The organism is Burkholderia sp. S171, assembly GCF_009766085.1.
GTDB lineage: Bacteria > Pseudomonadota > Gammaproteobacteria > Burkholderiales > Burkholderiaceae > Caballeronia.
Genome location: NZ_LMUF01000030.1, coordinates 431,174 through 451,688, shown reverse-complemented (window position 1 = coordinate 451,688; position 20,515 = coordinate 431,174). Strand labels below are relative to the sequence as shown.

Here is a 20,515-nt window from a genome sequence, read left to right as displayed (position 1 = left end):
CTGCACCCGCATGAATCCATCGCGTCCTTTTATTCTGCGTCCGGTCGGCACGGCGCTGCTGATGGCGGCAATCATGCTGGTCGGCCTCGTCGCGCTGCGCTTTTTACCGCTGTCCGCGCTGCCTGCTGTCGACTATCCGACCATCCAGGTGCAGACGTTCTATCCGGGCGCGTCGCCGGACGTGATGACCACGTCGGTGACCGCGCCGCTTGAAAAGCAGTTCGGGCAGATGGCCAGCCTGAATCAGATGTCATCGCAAAGCTCGGCGGGCGCGTCGGTCATCACGCTTCAATTCAGTCTCGACCTGCCGCTCGACATCGCCGAGCAGGAAGTGCAAGCGGCTATCAACGCGGCGGGCAACCTGCTGCCGTCCGACCTGCCGGCCCCGCCGATCTACGCGAAGGTGAACCCCGCCGACGCGCCCATCATCACGCTCGCGATCAGTTCGAAGACCCTGCCGCTCACGCAGGTCCAGGATCTCGCCGATACCCGTCTCGCGCAGAAGATCTCGCAAGTCGGGGGCGTGGGGCTGGTGTCGGTCAGCGGCGGTAACCGCCCGGCTGTCCGGATCCAGGCGAACACGCGCGCGCTGGCGTCGTATGGCCTGAACATCGACGACTTGCGCACCACTATCTCGAACCTGAACGTCAACACGCCGAAGGGCAATTTCGATGGCCCCTCGCGGGCCTATACGATCAACGCGAATGACCAGCTCACCGACGCCAGCGCGTACCAGAGCGCGGTCATCGCGTACAAGAACGGCCGGCCGGTGATGCTGACGGACGTCGCAACCGTCATCCAGGGCGCGGAAAACACCAAGCTCGGCGCGTGGGTCGACAACACGCCGGCGATCATCCTGAACGTGCAGCGCCAGCCGGGCGCGAACGTGATTGCGGTGGTCGACGGCATCAAGAAGATCCTGCCGCAGTTGCAGTCAGCGCTGCCGGCTGCGCTCGATGTGCGCATCGTCACCGACCGGACCACGACCATCCGCGCCTCGGTGCGCGACGTGCAGTTTGAACTGGCGCTTTCCGTGGTGCTGGTCGTGCTGGTGATCTACCTGTTCCTCGCGAACGTCTGGGCCACGCTGATTCCGAGCTTGTCCGTACCGGTCTCGCTGATCGGCACGCTGGCCGTGATGTATTTGTGCGGCTTTTCGCTCGACAACCTCTCGCTGATGGCGTTGACCATTGCGACAGGTTTTGTCGTCGATGACGCCATCGTGATGATCGAGAACATCGCGCGTTACGTGGAGGAAGGCGAAGGACCGCTCGAAGCGGCGCTCAAGGGCTCGAAGCAGATCGGCTTCACCATCATCTCGCTGACGGTTTCGCTGATCGCGGTACTGATTCCGCTGCTGTTCATGGGCGATGTGGTCGGCCGGCTGTTCCACGAATTCGCCATCACGCTGGCGGTGACCATCGTGATCTCGGCAATCGTCTCGCTCACGCTCGTGCCCATGCTGTGCGCGAAGCTGCTGCGCCATACGCCGCCGAAGGAAAGCCATCGCTTCGAAGCGCGCGCGCATCAGTTCATCGACTACGTGATCGGGCGTTATGGCGTTGCGCTGACCTGGGTGCTCGACCGGCAGCGCTCAACCCTGGTGGTCGCCCTGCTCACCCTCGTGCTCACCGCCCTGCTCTATATCTGGATTCCGAAGGGTTTCTTCCCGATCCAGGATACCGGCGTGATCCAGGCGATTACGCAGGCGCCGCAAGCCGCGTCTTATCAAGCCGTGGCCGCACAGCAGCAAGCGCTCGCCGCGCAGGTCCTGAAGAACCCCGACGTTGAAAGCCTGACCTCGTTCATTGGCGTGGACGGGACCAATATCACGCTGAATAGCGGCCGGATGCTGATCAACCTGAAACCTCGCGACGACCGCAGCAACACATCGAGCGACGTGATCCGCGCGCTGCAGCAAGACGTGGCAAACATCCCGGGCATCCGGCTCTACATGCAGCCGGTGCAGGATCTGACCATCGATTCCACCGTCAGCCCGACCCAATATCAGTTCATGCTGACGGATCCAAATTCGGCGGAGTTCGCCGAATGGGTGCCGAAACTGACGGCGCGGCTCCAGCAATCGCCGGAACTGGCGGATGTCGCGACCGACCTGCAGCAGAACGGCCAGTCGGTGTATGTGGAAATCGACCGGTCGACGGCGGCGCGCTTCGGCATCACGCCGGCCACCGTCGATAACGCCCTCTACGATGCATTCGGCCAACGCATCATCTCGACCATCTTCACGCAGTCGAACCAGTATCGCGTGATCCTTGAGTCCCAGCCGACCGAGGCGCATTACAGCGAGACGCTGAATGGCATCTACCTGCCGTCGTCAACGGCAAGCTCGGGCCAGGTGCCGCTGTCGGCCATCGCGACCTTCCATGAACGCGCGGCGCCGCTGCTGGTGACGCACCTCGGGCAGTTCCCGGCGACCACCGTGTCGTTCAACCTCGCGCCCGGTGCGTCGCTGGGCGCGGCCGTGAAAGCGATCGATCAGGCGCAGAAGGACATCGGCTTGCCGGCCTCGTTCCAGATTCGTTTCCAGGGCGCGGCACTGGCTTTCCAGGCATCGCTGTCCAACGAACTGTTTTTGATCCTGGCCGCGATCGTCACCATGTATATCGTGCTCGGCGTGCTGTATGAGAGCTTTATCCACCCGATCACGATCCTGTCCACGCTGCCCTCGGCGGGTGTCGGCGCGCTGCTTTCGCTGATGATCACCGGGCACGATCTCGACATCATCGGGATCATCGGCATTGTGTTGCTGATCGGCATTGTGAAAAAGAACGCCATCATGATGATCGACTTCGCGCTGGAGGCCGAACGCGAGCAAGGCAAGAGTCCGCGCGATGCAATCTATCAGGCGTGTTTGCTGCGCTTCCGACCGATCCTGATGACCACCATGGCCGCGCTCCTCGGCGCATTGCCGCTGATGATCGGCTGGGGTGCGGGCTCTGAACTCCGGCGGCCGCTCGGGATTGCGATTGTTGGCGGGTTGATCGTGTCGCAAGCGCTGACCTTGTTCACCACGCCGGTGATCTATCTCGGCTTCGATTCGCTCGCGCGCCGCGTGCGTGCGCGTTTCTACCGGAACGCGCCGCCCCGCCCGGCAAGCCCGGCAAGCGGTCAGGAGTAAGCGCATGAACCTGTCGCAACCGTTCATCGCGCGCCCGGTCGCCACCACGCTGCTGGCTATCGGCATTGCGCTCGCCGGCCTGTTTGCGTTCACGAAGCTGCCGGTCGCGCCGTTGCCGCAGGTCGATTTCCCGACCATTTCGGTCCAGGCGAGCTTGCCCGGCGCGAGTCCGGAAACCGTCGCGACCAGCGTGGCGAGTCCGCTGGAGCGCCACCTGGGATCGATTGCCGATGTCACCGAAATGACGTCGCAAAGCTCGGTCGGCACCGCACGTATCACCTTGCAGTTCGGTTTGAACCGCGACATCGATGGCGCCGCGCGCGACGTGCAGGCCGCCATCAACGCGTCGCGCGCCGATCTTCCCACGGCGCTGAAAAGCAATCCGACCTACCACAAGGTCAATCCCGCCGACGCGCCGATCCTGATCCTCGCGCTGTCCTCCCCCACTCGCACAGCGGGTTCGCTCTACGATTCGGCCGCGACCGTGCTGCAGCAAACGCTCTCGACCGTGCCCGGCGTGGGCGAAGTAGACGTGAGCGGCTCGGCGAATCCGGCCGTCCGGGTGGAGCTGGAACCGAACGCGCTGTTCCACTACGGCATCGGGTTGGAAGACGTTCGCGCGGCGCTGGCGTCGGCGAATGCGAACAGTCCGAAGGGCGCCATCGAGTTCAATGGCACCCACTTCCAGCTCTATACGAATGACCAGGCGAGCAAGGCCGATCAGTATCGCGACCTGGTGGTGGCTTACCGGAATGGCGCGGCGGTGCATCTGCGAGACGTAGGTGAAGTAGTCGATTCGGTCGAGGACCTGCGCAACCTGGGTCTTATCAACAACAAGCGCGCCGTGCTCGTGATCCTTTACCGGCAACCGGGCGCGAACATTATCGACACCATCGACCGTGTGAAAGCGATGGTGCCGCAACTCCAGGCCGCGCTCCCGGCCGACGTCGAGATCACGCCGACCTCCGATCGCTCGACCACGATCCGCGCGTCGCTGCACGATACGGAATTCACGCTGATTGTGGCGGTGGCGCTGGTCGTGATGGTCGTGTTCCTGTTCCTGCGCAACTGGCGCGCGACGCTGATTCCGAGCGTGGCCGTGCCGATCTCGATCATCGGCACCTTCGCCGCGATGTATTTGCTCGGCTTTTCACTCGATAACCTCTCGCTAATGGCCTTGACCATTGCGACGGGCTTCGTGGTCGATGACGCCATCGTCGTGCTTGAAAACATCTCGCGGCACATCGAGAACGGCGTCCCGCGCATGAAAGCCGCCATTCTCGGCGCGCAGGAAGTGGGTTTTACGGTGCTGTCGATGAGCATTTCGCTGGTCGCCGTGTTCCTTCCTATCCTGTTGATGGGCGGCATTGTCGGGCGGTTGTTCCGCGAATTCGCGTTGACGTTGTCGCTGGCGATTGCCGTTTCGCTGGTCGTCTCGCTGACCGTCACGCCCATGATGTGCGCGCGTTTGCTGCATGAACCGCACGAACAGAAGGCGCCCGGCCGGTATTCGCGCTGGCTTGAACGCCAGTTCGTACGGATGCAGGACGGATACGCGCGCACGCTCGGCGTGGCGCTCGCGCATCCGAGGATCGTGCTGCTGGTGTTGCTCGCGACCATCGGGTTGAATGTGTATCTGTACATCATCGTGCCGAAGGGATTTTTCCCGCAGCAGGATACGGGGCGGCTCGTTGGCGGCATTCAGGCCGACCAGAGCACGTCTTTCCAGGCGATGAAAGGCAAGTTTTCCGAGATGATGCGGATCGTGCAAGCCGATCCGGCTGTGGAAAGCGTCGCCGGCTTCACGGGCGGACGGCAGACCAACTCGGGTTTTATGTTCATTTCGCTGAAAGCCAAGAAGGACCGCAAGGTATCGGCTGAAGCGGTGATCCAGCGCCTGCGCGCACCTCTTTCCGACGTCGCGGGCGTTCGGACCTTCCTGCAAGCCGTGCAGGACATTCGCGCGGGCGGACGGCAGTCGAATGCGCAATATCAGTTCACGCTGCTGGCGGATTCCACCACCGATCTCTACACGTGGGGGCCAAAGCTCACCGACGCCCTGCTCCTGCGCCCCGAACTCACCGATGTCAATTCGGACCAGCAGCAAGGCGGCCTGGAATCGTTTGTGACGATCGACCGGGCAACGTCTGCGCGCCTGGGCATCCAGCCGGCGCAGATCGACAATACGCTCTACGACGCGTTCGGCCAGCGCCAGGTGTCGACCATCTACAACGAGTTGAGCCAGTATCACGTGGTGATGGAAGTCGCGCCGAAATACTGGCAAGACCCGGAGATGCTCAAGCAGATTTATGTGAGCAAGTCGGGTGGGACTGCGGGCGGAGCGGCATCGACGAACGCCACCACCACGACGTCAACTTCGACTTCGGCGTCCACGAGTTCGAGCAGCAGCGCTTCGTCAACTGACACGAGCAGTTCGCTGGCGCTGGCGTCCATCCGCAATGCCGCGACCAACGCCATTGCTGCGAGTGGGAAGTCCAGTTCGTCCGCGGGCGCGGCTGTGTCGACGTCGCAGGAGACCATGATCCCGCTCTCGGCCATTGCCAAGTTCGGGCCGGGCAACACGCCGTTGTCGGTGAATCACCAGAGCCAGTTCGTGGCATCGACGATCTCGTTCAACCTGCCGCCCGGCAAGTCGCTCTCGGACGCCACCGCTGCCATCTACGAAACCATGGCGACCATCGGCGTGCCCAGTACGATTCACGGCAGTTTTGCGGGCACTGCGCAGCAGTTCCAGGATTCCACCAAAGATCAGCCGATCCTGATCCTGGCCGCGCTGGCTGCGGTGTATATCGTGCTGGGGATTCTGTACGAGAGTTACATCCACCCCATCACGATTCTCTCGACACTCCCGTCGGCGGGGATTGGTGCGTTGCTCGCGCTGCTGCTGTTCCGGACGGAGTTCAGCATCATCGCGTTGATCGGGGTGATCTTGCTGATCGGCATTGTGAAGAAGAACGCGATCATGATGGTCGACTTCGCGATCCAGGCGCAGCGGCACGGTGCGGCGACCTCGCGCGAGGCGATCGAGCAGGCGTGTTTGCTGCGTTTCCGGCCGATCATGATGACGACCGCTGCTGCGTTATTGGGTGCGTTGCCGTTGGCGTTCGGGACTGGCGAGGGATCGGAGATGCGCGCACCGCTGGGGATCGCGATTGTGGGCGGGTTGATCGTGAGTCAGTTGCTGACGCTCTATACAACACCGGTGGTTTATCTATATATGGACCGGATCCGGATCTGGTCGGAGCAACGGCGCGCACGCAGGGGTCAGACAGGTCCGGCTCAAGTCATCGAGTGACGGTTTTTGCTCGCGAGCGGATAGCTGGCTGGGGTGGGCGCGGGTGGATTCAGGCCGGCGGTAGGTGCTCTCCCCCCGTGCATGAATCCCAAAAATCGCTTAACGTTTTAGCTCCTGCCCACAAACAGAAGGAGCGAAAAAGCGATGAAAGTCCTGCTCATCGGCGCGCACGGCCGGACCGGCCGCCACATTGCCCGGCAACTACACGCCGCATCCCTCCCCTTCAAGGTCTTGCTGCGCAAATCCGCGCACCGTGGTGAATTCGCCGCACTCGGCGCCGAAATCGTGCTCGGCGATCTGACAAACGATTTCTCGCACGCCTTCGACGACGTCACGCATGTCGTCTACGCCGCCGGATCGGCGGAAAGCGAAGGCGTGAACGAGGAACGTGCAATCGATCGCGACGCCGTCCAACGCACCGCCGACTACGCTAAACGCCGCCGGACAAAACAACTGGTGGTCATCAGCTCGATCTCCGCCTACTGGCCGGATGCGAGCCCGCTAGCGCTCAAGCACTATTCGAAAATGAAGCGCGAAGCCGATGACTACGTTCAGGCAAGCGGCGTCCCGTACGTGATCTTGCGACCAGGACCCCTCTCCGATGACGTCGGTCGCGGCGCGATCGCACTGTCCGCCCAACGCAGCGCAGATGCAGCAGCCGTTTCACGCGACGACGTTGCACGCGTCACCGTGGCATGCATCAAACGCGATGTGCGCGACGAGGTGATCGGGTTTATCGGCGGGGACGTACCAATAGATGATGTGCTTGACGCAGTTCAGACCGCCCCGATCAGCCGATAACCCACGCCGGTTTCAGTCACAATATGCTCCGGCTGTGCGGCGTCGCGTTCAAGTTTTTGCCGCAGGTGCGCCATATAAATGCGCAGGTAGTGGTGGCTCTCCACATGCGACGGCCCCCACACTTCGCGCAGTAACTGGCGGTGCGTCAACACGCGGCCAGCGTGCCGAACCAACGTGGAGAGCAGCCGGTATTCGATCGGCGTCAGATGCACCGGCGCGCCCGCACGCGTGACCTGCCGCAGACCGAGATCAATGACGACCTCGCCGAATTTCACCAAGGGCGATTCACTCGACGCCGCCTGATTGCGACGCCGCAAATGCGCGCGAATCCGCGCCATCAGTTCCGATACCCCAAACGGCTTGGTCAGGTAATCGTCGGCGCCCGCATCGAGTGCCGCGACCTTCGCCTCTTCCTGCGTACGCGCCGACAACACGATTACCGGCAATTCGGTCCAGCTTCGCAGTTCGCGGATCACATCGAGACCGTCGGTATCGGGCAGACCGAGATCGACAATCACGAGATCCGGCTTGCGCGTTGCCGCCTCCACGAGCCCTTGCTTGCCCGTTTCCGCCTCGTGCACGGTAATGCCCTCGGCCTCGAGCGACGCGCGCACAAAGCGGCGAATCTGCTTTTCGTCCTCGATCAACACAACGGTGAGGTTAGGTTCGCTCATGGGGCTTTGGGGTTCGACGGGGGGAAATCGACGAAGTCCTGTTCGGCTTCGTCGGAGAAACTGGGCACAGGCGGTGCTGCATCCACGGGCAAGGTGAACCAGAAGCGCGCGCCCTGGACCTGCGGGTCCGGAAGACTTCCGTCCAGCCGGTTATTCGCGCCGATTGTACCGCCGTGCGCCTGCACGATCGCGCGGCAAATCGAGAGCCCGAGCCCAATGCCTGGCTTCGCCGATTCCTTCTCGCCACGCGTAAATTTCTCGAACACGCGGTCTTCCATGTTCGCGGGCAAACCCGGCCCTTTGTCATCGATATAGACACGCACGAACGGCTTGCCATCCACGTCCACACGCTCCGCGCCAATGACGAGTTTCGAGCGGGAAGGCGTATATTTCGCGGCGTTCTCTAGCAGGTTCGAGAAGAGGCGCTCCATCAGCACGGCATCGAGTTGCAGGAACGGCAGATCGACGGGCAGACGCACCTCGACCGGGCGACCAGTCAATACCCGTCGACATGCCCGCAACGCCGCGCCGACCGTCTCTTCAAGCAGCGACCATTGCCGGTTCAGCCGCAGACCGCCTGCCTGCAAGCGCGCCATGTCCAGCAAGTTCGTGACAATGCTGGTCATGCGCAGCGATTCATCGTGGATCGCCGCGATCAATTCGGCATTGGCCGGTGAGCGAGTGTCACCATGCGTTTCTGCGAGCATGGATGCAAAACCCACGATGGTCGTGAGCGGCGTGCGCAAATCGTGCGAGATAGCGGACAGCAGCGAATTGCGCAGGCGCTCGGACTCCATGCTCACCAGCGCGTCGCGTGCAATCTCGACGTAATGCACCCGTTCGAGCGCCAGCGCGATTTGCGCGGCGAATGCGTCGAGCATGCGCTTTTGTTCGGGGACATCGAGTTCGCCGGCGTTGCGCGTGAGCACCGCAAGCACGCCGCGCGTACGCATCGGCGCCTTGAGCGGCAGATAAAGCGCGGCCGCGGCAGGCAGCGTGTCCGTGCCGTGACCGGCCGGCTTCTGCTGGTCGTAGACCCATTGGCCAACATCGAGATCCAGCGCGCTTGCATCAAGCAGCAACGCAGCCGCGGACGTATCCGTTGGATCAAGTTTCTGGCGGACTTTGTCGGTGGAATCGGGCAGGAGCATCGCGACTTTCGCGCGGAATACTTCGCTCACATGCCGCATTCCGATACCCACGATCTGCTCGACGCCAAGCGCCGCGCCGAGTTCGCCAGCCATTGCATACATCGCGCCCGTACGCCGCTCACGCTTGGACGCCACGCGCGCCTCGCGTCGCAAGCTCGATGTGAGGTGACTGATCACCAGCGACGTCAGCAGCATGCCGGCAAAGGTCAGCAGGTATTGGGTATCGGAGACGGACAGCGACATGCGCGGCGGCACGAAGAAGAAGTCGAAGGCCGCAACGCTCAGGAACGACAACAGCACGCCCGGCCCGCGGCCAATCCGCGCCGCCGCGTAAATCACGCCGATCAGATAAAACATCACGAGGTTCGTGAGATCGAAATGATCGCGGATCTGGCTCGCGAGCAGCGTGATGACCGCACAGATCGCGATGGCGTACGCGTAGCCCCGCGGCGCCGAGCGTTGCTCGCGCGCGGCACTCAACGCGTCGTGCCAGTCTGGGGTGATCCTCTCCTCTTGCAACGACGATCCGCTTCTGCCCTCAGAATCGTTTGCTTCGCTTCGATCGCTTTCCCGCGCTCGAATCAGCGTGAGATCGAGGTCGCCCGCGTGTTCAGCCAGCCGCTCGCCAAAGGACCGTTTTAGCCATCGTGCAGAACCGCGATGTTTCGATGCGCCCGCCACCAGCTTCGACGCGTTGCGCGCCTGCGCATACCCAATCAATGTCGCGACTGCATCGTCACCGGCTAGCGTTACCGTCTCAGCGCCGAGTTCAGCTGCGAGCTTGAGCGCGGCGAGGGTGCGTTCGCGACGGGCATCGGAAAGCTTTTGCAACCGCGGTGTTTCGACATAGACCGCGATCCAGTCCGAGCGCAGGCTTGCCGCAAGCCTTGCCGCAGCGCGCGCGAGCGTAGGCGCTTCCGGTCCCGGCCCAATGCATACCACCAGCCGGTCGCGCGCCTGCCAGATCCTGTCGATAGAACGATCCGCGCGATATTCGCGCATCTGGGCATCGACACGATCCGCCGTGCGCCGCAGCGCCAGTTCACGCAACGCAATCAGGTTGCCCTTGCGAAAGAAATTGCGGACTGCGTGTTCCGCCTGCTGCGGCATGTAGACCTTGCCGTGGCGCAGCCGTTCCAGCAGCTCCTCGGGCGGAAGATCGACCAGCGTGACCTCATCGGCTTGATCCAGCACGCGATCCGGAACCGTCTCGAACACGCGGATCTGCGTGATCTGGCCAACAATGTCGTTCAGGCTTTCCAGATGCTGGACATTGACCGTGGTGTAGACGTCAATACCCGCGTCCAGCAGTTCATGTACGTCTTGCCAGCGCTTCAGATGACGCGCGCCGGGGACATTCGAATGAGCAAGTTCATCGACAAGCACAAGCTGCGGGTGGCGCTGAAGCGCTGCGTCGAGATCGAACTCCTGGAGCGCATGGCCGCGATATAGCATGTTCGCCAACGGCAGTTGTTCGAGGTCCGCCAGTAACGCGGCCGTTTCGCTTCTGCCATGCGTTTCCACTATGCCGATGACTACGTCGTCGCCTTGCTGCTTCCTGCCCCGCGCCGCAAGCAGCATGGCGTAGGTCTTGCCCACTCCCGCCGATGCGCCAAAGAATATCTTCAGCCGTCCGCGATGACGCTTCTCTTCCTCTCTTTGCAGTTTTCCGAGCAGCTCGTCTGGGTTTGGGCGGTTCATTTTTTAACTTCTTGGAGCAATCGCATCCGAGGCGAGGTTCGGTTTCTTCGTTTCAACATCAACATACTGACACGCGGCTTTCCCAGTATGACGAGCCGGTTCGTTTCATGTGGTTTCGCGTCGCCGGCGTCGCGTCTGACATTGGGTTTGCTGCCGGGTATTTCCCCCAAGTATTGAACGATGGCCCGAACATTAAGCGCGCCGACGTAAAAGGCGGGTCAAAGATCAGGATGCAGGCGTAAAGATTGTGTAAATGGCGCTGCGGGGACCTTCGCAGCGAGGCTTCGTTGCGGTGGTCTTGGAATAATGCGGATCGCAAGACAGCCCCTGCGTCGAGTTATCCGCTGAATACTTTCATTCGCCTTCATTCGCCGTGACCGCAATGGACGGCGCGGCATAAAAGAACGCCGCGTCCGGCCCGTCCGCCCCGTCCGCCCCTTCCGATTTCTGACGCTCTTACTCACGCTCTTATCAAGGCAGGAAAATTGTCGACCCTGTGGTACGGCGCGCCTCCAGATCTTCGTGCGCCTTTGCCGCGTCGGCCAGCGGATAACGCTGCCGCACGCTCGTCTTAACCTGACCTGTGCTTAACACATTGAACAGTTCACCCGTCATCTCCTCGAGATCGCTGCGTTTGGCGATATAGCTGAACAACGTTGGCCGCGTGAAATACAGAGAACCACGCCCAGCGAACTCGGACGAATCGATGGGTGGCAACGGCCCCGATGTATTGCCGAAACTCACGAACAGTCCCAACGGTGCAAGACAGTCGAGCGATGCCGTGTAGGTATCCTTGCCGATCGAATCGTAGACCACCGGCACGCCCGCGCCGTTCGTGATCTCCCGCACCCGCTTCGTGAAATCCTCGCGGGTATAGACAATCGGATGATCACAGCCGTGCGCCTTCGCGAGTTCGGCCTTCTCGTCCGATCCAACCGTACCGATCACCGTCGCGCCGAGCGCCTTCGCCCACTGGCACGCGAGCATGCCGACGCCGCCCGCCGCCGCGTGGATCAGGATCGTATCGCCGGCTTTCACGCGATACGTCCGTCGCAGCAGATATTGCGCGGTCAGGCCCTGCAACATAACCGACGCCGCATCCTCATACGCGATTGCATCGGGGAGGAGCACAACATACTGCGCCGACATGACCCGTTCCTGCGCATAAGCGCCCGGCGGCCGCGACGCGTAAGCCACCCGATCGCCCGCCTTGAAATTCGTCACGCCTTCACCAACCGCGGTCACTTCGCCCGCCGCTTCCATGCCAAGTCCGCCGGGCAGCGGCATGGGATATAGCCCGGTACGAAAGTACACGTCGATGAAGTTCAAGCCGACCGCGTGATGTTTCACGCGAACCTCGCCCTTGCCCGGCTCGCCTACTTCGACGTCGACCCATTTCATCACTTCCGGGCCACCGGTTTTATCGAATCGAATTGCCTTTGTCACCCTTGTCTCCTTTTGCCGGCGTCAGCCGGTTACTAGTCATCAGTCACTATTCAGCGCGGCCTAAACCCGATCCAGGCGTAGCTTCAGATCATCAAGAATCATGCGTGCTGTCGCGAGATTCGTCGCGCACGCCACGTTGTGGACGTCGCACGCGCGCACCAGCGCATTGATGTCAGGCTCGTGCGGTTGCGGCGTCATGGGGTCGCGCAGGAAAACCACCACGTCGACCCGTCCCTCTGCCAGTTCAGCGCCAATCTGCAGATCGCCGCCAAACGGTCCGGAGAGCTTGCGCTCGACCTCCAAACCATGGGCCGCCGCAATCCGCGCACCGGTCGTGCCGGTCGCCACCAACCGGCACTGCGCCAGCGTGGCCGCAAATTCGCCGGCCAGCGCCACGATGTCATCTTTCTTCATGTCGTGCGCAATCAGCGCGACGCGTGGGTTCATCTAATGTCTCCCTGTTGTGATGTTTTATAGGATTCGACGATCAAAACGTTCAATACGTGCCCGGATATGCACCGCCGTCGATCAGCAGGTTTTGCCCCGTGATATAGCCGGCGTGGACGCTGCACAAATACGCGCACGCTCGGCCGAACTCCTCCGGCGTACCGAAGCGGCCCGCCGGCAGCCGGTTCATGCGGCGCTTCTTGGCCTCTTCCACCGAGATATTGTTCGCCTTCGCGTCTGCCTCGAACGTGGTGACGAGCCGGTCGGTATCGAAGGAACCCGGCAGCAGGTTGTTGATCGTGACACCGGTCGCCGCGACCTTGCGCGCCAAGCCCGCGACAAAACCAGTCAACCCTGAACGCGCACCGTTCGACAGACCCAACACGTCGATAGGCGCCTTCACCGACGAGCTCGTGATATTCACAATACGTCCAAAGCCACGCTCGATCATGCCGTCGAGCGTCTGTTTGATGAGTTCGATCGGCGTCAGCATGTTCGAATCAAGCGCCTTGATCCAGTCGTCGCGCGAGAATTGCCGAAAATCACCCGGCGGCGGCCCACCGGCGTTGTTCACGAGAATGTCCGGCGCAGGACACGCGGCCAGCGCCGCGGCGTGGCCTTCGGCCGTGGTGATGTCGCACGCTACCGCCGTCACATTCACGCCAAAGCTTGCACGCAGATGCTCGGCCGTGGTCTCAAGCGGTCCCGCTGTGCGCGCGACGATCACGAGGTTCACGCCCTCGGCCGCGAGCGCCTCGGCACAACCGCGCCCCAAACCCTTGCTGGCCGCGCACACGAGCGCCGTGCGCCCCTTGATTCCCATGTCCATTGCTGTCCCTTTCTGGTTGCCCGCGTTGAAACCGGTGGAAACGATTAAAACCGGGTAATGAAGTCTTGTGCCGAATCCTGTTTCGCCGTCCATTCACGGACCGCGTGATGCAATTCTAGAAGAATGAGGGATCGGACGTCGGCCGCGCAATAAGCCGGACGGCCTATCGCCCGTAATCTCCGCTTTAGGCGCGCCTAATTTGGGTAAACTGGCGTCATTGCTTGAGCACAGCCATGCAAACCAACGCGGCGTCAGAACCGAACGAATCACCCGATTCACCCGAATCCACACTTAATGCCGCGGCAACCGCGCGAATTCCATGAAACAGGACAGCCGCTTTCCCAATCTCTTCATCCTCAGCCACCCGCTGATTCAGCACAAGCTGACGCACATGCGGGACAAGGACACGTCTACACGAACGTTTCGCGAGTTGCTGCGCGAAATCACGCTGCTGATGGGGTATGAAATCACGCGCAACCTGCCGCTGACCACGAAGCGTGTCGAAACCCCGCTGGTGACCATAGACTCGCCTGTGATCGCCGGCAAGAAGCTGGCTATCGTGCCCGTGCTGCGGGCCGGTATCGGCATGTCGGACGGGTTGCTGGACCTGATTCCGTCGGCGCGGGTCGGCCATATCGGCGTGTATCGCGCGGAAGACCACCGGCCGGTCGAATATCTCGTGCGCCTGCCACCCGATCTGGAAGAGCGCGTGTTCATCCTGTGCGATCCCATGCTCGCAACCGGCTATTCCGCGGTGCACGCCGTGGACGTAATGAAACGGCGCAAGGTGCTCGGTGAGAACATTATCTTCGTGGCACTGGTTGCGGCGCCTGAAGGCGTAAAGGTTTTTTCGGACGCCCACCCGGACGTGAAGCTGTACGTGGCTTCGCTCGACTCGCATTTGAACGAGCACGCCTATATCGTGCCGGGCTTGGGCGATGCAGGCGACCGGCTGTTTGGAACAAAGAACTAGCACTGAACCAAGCGCCAGCACGGGAACATAAAAGGACGTGCGCGCCGCTGGAGCAAGGCCAACGCCTGCCGAAGCGGCGCGCCATGATAAAATTCGGGTCCGCCAAATAAGCGGTTCGCGCATTGGGTTGGCTGACGGGATTAGCAGGCGGGATTGGCTGATGTCATCAGGCCGGCAGCGGGTTGTGAGCGGATGTGTTGATTCGAGTTCGCGGAACCGTGAGTTTGCAGATTATCAGCACCCGGCCCGGCCCCGCAGAACCGCGAAAACAGGGCGTGCGCCGCGCCTTGCGATTTGAGCCCTGCGACCATGCGGCGCGAACATAAAATGCTGGCCGGCGAAAAGCGCCTTTTCGGGATAGGGCGGCATCATTGACACACAGGCGTGCGAGAGAAGCTCGCGCGCGATGGAGAACGGTATGGCGGGTCATTCAAAATGGGCCAACATCAAGCATAAGAAAGCGGCGACCGATGCCAAGCGTGGCAAGGTCTGGACGCGTCTTATCAAGGAAATTCAGGTCGCGGCCCGCATGGGCGGCGGAGAAATGGACACGAACCCGCGCCTGCGGCTCTCCGTCGAAAAAGCCTACGACGCCAACATGCCCAAGGACAACATCAACCGCGCGATCCAGCGCGGCGTGGGTGGTGTCGACGGCGCGACGTATGAAGAAATTCGCTACGAAGGCTACGGTATTGGCGGCGCGGCGATCATCGTGGACACCATGACGGACAACCGTACCCGGACCGTTGCGGAAGTCCGCCACGCGTTCTCGAAGTTCGGCGGCAACATGGGCACGGACGGCTCGGTGGCGTTCATGTTCGATCACGTCGGCCAGTTCCTGTTCGCTCCCGGCACGTCCGAAGACAAGCTGATGGAAGCGGCGCTCGAGGCCGGTGCGGACGACGTTGTGACCAATGACGACGGCAGCATTGAAGTAGTTTGCCCGGCCAACGACTTCCAGAAGGTGAAAGACGCGCTGCAAGCCGCAGGTTTCAAGGCCGAAGTGGCGGAAGTCATCATGAAACCGCAGTCCGAAGTCGAGTTCACAGGCGAGGAAGCGGCGAAAATGCAGAAATTGCTCGACGCGCTGGAAAATCTGGACGACGTGCAAGAGGTGTACACGAACGCGGCCATCGACGAAGAATGATTGCCGCGTAAATAAGCCTATCGGTGAGCCGATCGGCCACAGGGCCCAGGCGGCTTGTCTGAACACCGGCGCACTCAGGATCTATCTGCCGGCGGGATGTCGGACACGCCAGCGCCCGTTTCTGGCTCGATTGGTGCATGTATTGCGGGTGTTTCAGTTGTTTGTTTGAGCAGCGTGGCCCGGACAAGTACGCAGTCGAATGCGGTGGCCGCGGATGAATAAATCCACCGGCTGGCGTGTTATGTGAAAGGCAGGCCAGCAGACCACGCGGGGCATACCCGCCGAAATATGGGCCTGAAATACAGGCTAGATATAGTCGCTGAGGTGGGCCGCTGAGGCGAGCCGAAACTGGCCGGAAGCCGCGTTTGACAGCAGGGAAGTCGAGTGACGCAGCCGCGAGATGGCGCGAACCGCTTCCCCGCATCAATGCGCCCGGCGAAGATTCGGCGAACGTCCGGCAAAGAGCCGGCGCACGGCACAGCAAGTATCCGCGGATCAGGCGCGGCAGACTGGTTTAAATGGCTCGAATTGGTACAAATCGATTCAACCGGTCCGCCCTCCTGCCGCCATGAATTTCTTAAGATCTTCGAGGTTTTAAATGAAGTTACTCGTCGTCGGTTCCGGCGGTCGCGAACATGCGCTCGCTTGGAAACTCGCGCAGTCGCCGCGCGTGCAGATGGTTTATGTCGCGCCGGGTAACGGCGGCACCGCTCAGGACGAGCGACTGCTCAATGTCGACATCACCGATCCCGCCGCGCTCGCCGATTTCGCCGAGAAAGAGCAGATTGCGCTGACCGTGGTCGGCCCCGAAGGGCCGCTCGCGGCGGGTATCGTCAACCTGTTCCGCTCACGTGGCCTGAAGATTTTCGGCCCGACCAAGGAAGCCGCGCAACTGGAAAGCTCGAAGGATTTCGCGAAAGCGTTCATGAAGCGACACGCTATTCCGACTGCGGAATACGAAACGTTCACGGACATAGCCGCTGCCCACGCGTATCTGGACACGAAAGGCGCGCCCATCGTCATCAAGGCCGACGGCCTCGCTGCCGGTAAGGGCGTGGTCGTGGCAACGACGCTTGAAGAAGCGCATGCGGCGGTAGATTCCATGCTCGCCGACAACAAACTGGGCGACGCCGGTGCGCGCGTGGTGATCGAAGAATTCCTGGATGGCGAGGAAGCGAGCTTTATCGTGATGGTGGACGGTAAGCATGTGCTGGCGCTGGCGTCGAGCCAGGACCACAAGCGTCTGCTCGATGGCGACAAGGGCCCGAACACCGGCGGCATGGGCGCTTATTCGCCCGCGCCTATCGTCACGCCGCAACTGCACGCCCGCGTCATGCGCGAAATCATCCTGCCGACGGTGCGTGGCATGGAGCAGGAAGGCATCCGCTATACCGGGTTCCTCTACGCCGGCCTGATGATCGACGCGCACGGCAATCCGAAAACGCTCGAATTCAATTGCCGGATGGGCGATCCGGAAACGCAGCCGATCATGGCGCGCTTGAAGGGTGACTTCTCGAAGGTCGTGGAACTGGCGATCGCCGGGACGCTATCGACGGCTGAGATCGAATGGGATCGGCGCACGGCGCTCGGCGTGGTACTGGCCGCGCACAACTACCCGGACACGCCGCGTAAGGGTGACCGGATCAATGGCATTCCTCCGGAAACGCCGGAAGCCGTGACTTTCCATGCAGGCACCACGCTGGAAAACGGCAAGCTCAGCACATCGGGCGGACGGGTGCTGTGCGTCGTGGGGTTGTCGGACTCGGTACGTGGCGCGCAATCCGTCGTCTACGATACGATCAATCAAATCGCGTTCGACGGCATGCAGTATCGGCGGGACATTGGTTATCGCGCACTAAATCGTAAAGCGGCAGACCGCCAGAGCTGATGCGCAACCCTGGCAACGCAGCCGGGTAACTTAACCCGGTAAGGTGGCCAGAAACCGTCACCAGAACGCAACAACGCAGCACATTGAGCAACGCACTGCCGGACCTTCGCGTCCGGCAGTGCGTTTTTAGAAGGAACGCGTACGGGGCCAGGCAACTTTGGGCCGAACCCAGGTTCACCCCACTCCAGGCCCTTTTCCCGCAAGCCGTAAAACAGTCCACGATGACCGCTCCAACCTACGACGTACAAGCTGTCCGCACTTATCTGACCGGTTTGCAAAAGCAGATCGCGCAGACGCTTGGCGCGTTCGACGGCAACGAATTCCTTATCGATTCGTGGCAGCGTGGCCCGGAAGAACGGTTGCGCGGGGGCGGCAGCACACGGATTCTCGAAGGCGGCCAGTTTTTCGAACGCGGCGGCATTGGTTTCTCCGATGTAGCCGGTGACGCCTTGCCGGCCTCGGCGAGCGCCGCGCGCCCACAACTTGCCGGGCGCGGTTTCGAGGCCATGGGTGTGTCGCTTGTGATGCATCCGCGCAATCCGCACTGCCCTACCGTGCACATGAACGTGCGCCTGCTGATCGCGACAAAAGCGGGTGAGCCCCCGCTGTTCTGGTTCGGCGGCGGCATGGACCTCACGCCTTATTATGGCTACGAGGAAGATGCACGGCATTTTCACGGCATCTGCCGGGACGCACTGGCACCCTTCGGCACGGATCTGTATCCGCGGTACAAGAAATGGTGCGACGAGTATTTTTATCTCAAGCATCGCAATGAAGCGCGTGGAATCGGCGGAATTTTCTTCGACGACGTCTCGGAACCCGGTTTCGACGAATCGTTCGCCATGATGCGCAGAGTCGGCGACAGCTTCCTGGCCGCGTATCTGCCGATCATCGAACGTCGGCGCGACACGCCTTACGGCGAAGCGCAGCGTGAATTCCAGACGTACCGGCGAGGTCGGTACGTGGAATTCAACCTCGTTTTCGACCGCGGTACGCTGTTTGGGCTGCAAAGCGGCGGCCGTACGGAATCCATCCTGATGTCGATGCCGCCGGCCGTCACGTGGCGCTACAACTGGGAGCCGGAGCCGGGCACGCCCGAAGCGAGGCTTTACTCCGATTTCCTGGTGGCACGAGAGTGGCTATAAAGGAACCGCGAAAGAACTGCGCAGGAAGCCGCAAGAAAGCGGCAGACTATGAGACCTGATCGCTGCACCCGTTGCAATCTGTCCCCGAAGAGGATTGTCCACTGAAATCGAACCTCCCTTGTGCTCGACGCGTCGGTTTGCTGGGCGGCACGTTCGATCCGATTCACGATGCGCATCTGGCCCTTGCGCGCCGTTTCGCCGAGTTGCTCGACCTGACGGAACTCGTGCTGTTGCCGGCCGGCCAGCCGTGGCAGAAAAAGGATGTCACCGCGGCGCATCATCGGCTTGCCATGACCCGCGCGGCGGCGGATTCGCTGCATGCAGAAGGGTTGCAGGTCATCGTCGCCACCGATGAAATCGACCACGACGGCCCGACCTATACCGTGGAGACGCTGGCTCGCTGGCGCGCCCGGGAAGGTGCGGACGCGTCGCTGTCACTGTTAATTGGCGCTGACCAGCTCGTCCACCTGGATTCATGGCGAGACTGGAAAAGCCTGTTCGAGTTTGCGCACGTGTGCGTAGAAACCCGTGCTGGATTTGACGTTTCAACGGTTTCACCCGCCGTCGCCACGGAGATTGCCGCGCGCAGCGCCCCGGCTGAGGTGCTGCAAGCCACGCCGCACGGCCATCTGCTGATTGATTCCGCGCTGGAGCTGGAAGTGTCGGCAACCGGGATCCGCGAGCAGTTGGGAGAACGCCTGCGGGCGCACGCGGCGGGCGAGATCGACGCCGAGAGTCATGTACCGTCCGCCGTATGGGACTATATTGTTCAACACCACTTGTATCAGCGGTAAAAACCATCGGTAAAAATATGGAAATCACAAAGCTTCAACGCGCGATCATCGACGGTCTTGAAGACGTCAAGGCGCAGGACATCAAGGTGTTCAACACCACCCACCTGACCGCCCTCTTCGACCGTGTCATCGTCGCGAGCGGCACATCGAATCGTCAGACCAAGGCGCTCGCCAACAGCGTGCGCGACAAGGTCAAGGGGCTGGGCGGCGACGTCATCAGCACCGAAGGCGAAGAAGTCGGCGAGTGGGTACTGGTTGATTGCGGCGACGCAGTCGTCCACATCCTCCAACCGGCGCTGCGCCAGTACTACAACCTCGAAGAGGTCTGGGGCGACAAACCCGTGCGCGTCAAGCTGCAAAGCTCGGGTGGCTTCAGCGGCGCGCAGGTAAGTGTGTCGGACGACGAAGAAGACGACGAACCGGCCGCTAAGCCGGCTCGCAAGACCACGCGCCGCTGACGCTCGCCGCACCCGTACGTCGCGCTGGCCGTCAAGGTAAAAGCGCGAACGTAGAGTGCGGGTGAAGCGCTTTGCCCAGTCGCCATGAAACTTCATATCCTTGCGGTCGGCCACAAGATGCCCGACTGGATCGCGGCCGGCTTCGACGAGTATGCGAAACGCATGCCGCCCGAGCTGCGCATCGAGTTGCGGGAGATCAAACCCGAACAGCGTTCATCGGGACGTAACGCCGAGAGCGTGATGGCCGCCGAACGCCTGCGAATCGAGGCGGCGCTGCCCAAGAATGCGCGGCTTGTCGCGCTCGATGAACGCGGCCGTGACTGGACCACCATGCAACTGGCCGGCGCATTGCCGGAGTGGCAGCAGGAAGGCCGCGACGTGGCGTTCGTGATCGGTGGCGCCGACGGTCTCGACCCGCAGGTCAAGGCGCGTGCCGAAGTCCTGCTGCGTGTTTCAAGTCTCACGCTGCCGCACGGCATGGTCCGCGTGCTGCTGGCCGAACAGCTTTATCGCGCGTGGAGCATCACGCAGAATCATCCCTATCATCGCGCTTAAGGTGTGGCGTCGGGCGTTGAACAACCACGCTTGGGGCTAGCCGGCGCGTGA

The 20,515-nt window shown here is 61.8% G+C and carries 15 protein-coding genes; 10 read left to right on the top strand and 5 right to left on the bottom strand.

The features are described from left to right. Positions 1-10: 10 nt before the first annotated feature. The 3 genes from GSQ93_RS15910 (at position 11) to GSQ93_RS15900 (ending at position 7,256) form a co-directional block, all read left to right on the top strand. Positions 11-3,139, top strand: a complete 3,129-nt coding sequence (locus GSQ93_RS15910) for an MdtB/MuxB family multidrug efflux RND transporter permease subunit (RefSeq protein WP_158936608.1) — start codon at positions 11-13, stop codon at positions 3,137-3,139. A gap of 4 nt (positions 3,140-3,143) precedes the next feature. After that, positions 3,144-6,455 carry an efflux RND transporter permease subunit gene (locus tag GSQ93_RS15905; RefSeq protein WP_158936607.1) on the top strand — a complete coding sequence of 1,104 codons (3,312 nt, stop codon included), beginning with the start codon at positions 3,144-3,146 and terminating at the stop codon, positions 6,453-6,455. A 144-nt stretch (positions 6,456-6,599) separates the two neighbouring features. Then, positions 6,600-7,256, top strand: coding sequence for an SDR family oxidoreductase (locus GSQ93_RS15900; protein ID WP_158936606.1), 657 nt, complete (start codon positions 6,600-6,602; stop codon positions 7,254-7,256). Here GSQ93_RS15900 and kdpE read toward each other — a convergent pair. The 5 genes from kdpE to GSQ93_RS15875 all read right to left on the bottom strand — a co-directional run bounded on the left by kdpE (position 7,232) and on the right by GSQ93_RS15875 (position 13,504). Continuing rightward, on the bottom strand, positions 7,232-7,930 hold the full coding sequence (gene kdpE / locus GSQ93_RS15895; RefSeq protein ID WP_158936605.1) for a two-component system response regulator KdpE: 699 nt from the start codon (positions 7,928-7,930) through the stop codon (positions 7,232-7,234). The genes GSQ93_RS15900 and kdpE overlap by 25 nt on opposite strands. After that, positions 7,927-10,782: a sensor histidine kinase KdpD gene (locus GSQ93_RS15890; RefSeq protein ID WP_158936604.1), complete on the bottom strand. Its 2,856-nt coding sequence runs from the start codon at positions 10,780-10,782 to the stop codon at positions 7,927-7,929. The genes kdpE and GSQ93_RS15890 overlap by 4 nt, the downstream gene beginning before the upstream one ends. A 471-nt stretch (positions 10,783-11,253) precedes the next feature. Further along, positions 11,254-12,228 carry a quinone oxidoreductase gene (locus GSQ93_RS15885; protein ID WP_158936603.1) on the bottom strand — a complete coding sequence of 325 codons (975 nt, stop codon included), beginning with the start codon at positions 12,226-12,228 and terminating at the stop codon, positions 11,254-11,256. Positions 12,229-12,288: 60 nt separating this feature from the next. Further along, on the bottom strand, positions 12,289-12,675 hold the full coding sequence (locus GSQ93_RS15880; RefSeq protein WP_031363820.1) for a methylglyoxal synthase: 387 nt from the start codon (positions 12,673-12,675) through the stop codon (positions 12,289-12,291). A 49-nt stretch (positions 12,676-12,724) separates the two neighbouring features. Further along, on the bottom strand, positions 12,725-13,504 hold the full coding sequence (locus GSQ93_RS15875; RefSeq protein WP_158936856.1) for an SDR family oxidoreductase: 780 nt from the start codon (positions 13,502-13,504) through the stop codon (positions 12,725-12,727). A 319-nt stretch (positions 13,505-13,823) separates the two neighbouring features. Between GSQ93_RS15875 and upp the strand changes: the two genes are divergently transcribed. The 7 genes from upp to rlmH all read left to right on the top strand — a co-directional run bounded on the left by upp (position 13,824) and on the right by rlmH (position 20,464). Further along, a complete protein-coding gene (gene upp / locus GSQ93_RS15870) occupies positions 13,824-14,477 on the top strand; it encodes a uracil phosphoribosyltransferase (protein ID WP_158936602.1) in 654 nt (217 codons plus the stop codon). Positions 14,478-14,895: 418 nt separating this feature from the next. Continuing rightward, positions 14,896-15,624, top strand: a complete 729-nt coding sequence (locus GSQ93_RS15865; protein ID WP_158936601.1) for a YebC/PmpR family DNA-binding transcriptional regulator — start codon at positions 14,896-14,898, stop codon at positions 15,622-15,624. A gap of 598 nt (positions 15,625-16,222) precedes the next feature. Further along, the gene (gene purD / locus GSQ93_RS15860; RefSeq protein ID WP_158936600.1) at positions 16,223-17,512 is read left to right on the top strand and encodes a phosphoribosylamine--glycine ligase; all 1,290 of its coding nucleotides are present in this window, start codon (positions 16,223-16,225) and stop codon (positions 17,510-17,512) included. Positions 17,513-17,733: 221 nt separating this feature from the next. Continuing rightward, on the top strand, positions 17,734-18,657 hold the full coding sequence (hemF, locus tag GSQ93_RS15855) for an oxygen-dependent coproporphyrinogen oxidase (protein WP_158936599.1): 924 nt from the start codon (positions 17,734-17,736) through the stop codon (positions 18,655-18,657). Between the two features lie 71 nt (positions 18,658-18,728). Beyond that, a complete protein-coding gene (locus GSQ93_RS15850; protein WP_174254625.1) occupies positions 18,729-19,451 on the top strand; it encodes a nicotinate-nucleotide adenylyltransferase in 723 nt (240 codons plus the stop codon). Positions 19,452-19,468: 17 nt separating this feature from the next. Further along, complete coding sequence (gene rsfS / locus GSQ93_RS15845) at positions 19,469-19,909, top strand: ribosome silencing factor (RefSeq protein ID WP_089160712.1); 441 nt, start codon at positions 19,469-19,471, stop codon at positions 19,907-19,909. An 84-nt stretch (positions 19,910-19,993) separates the two neighbouring features. Further along, positions 19,994-20,464 carry a 23S rRNA (pseudouridine(1915)-N(3))-methyltransferase RlmH gene (gene rlmH / locus GSQ93_RS15840; protein ID WP_158936598.1) on the top strand — a complete coding sequence of 157 codons (471 nt, stop codon included), beginning with the start codon at positions 19,994-19,996 and terminating at the stop codon, positions 20,462-20,464. The last annotated feature ends 51 nt before the right edge of the window (positions 20,465-20,515 follow it).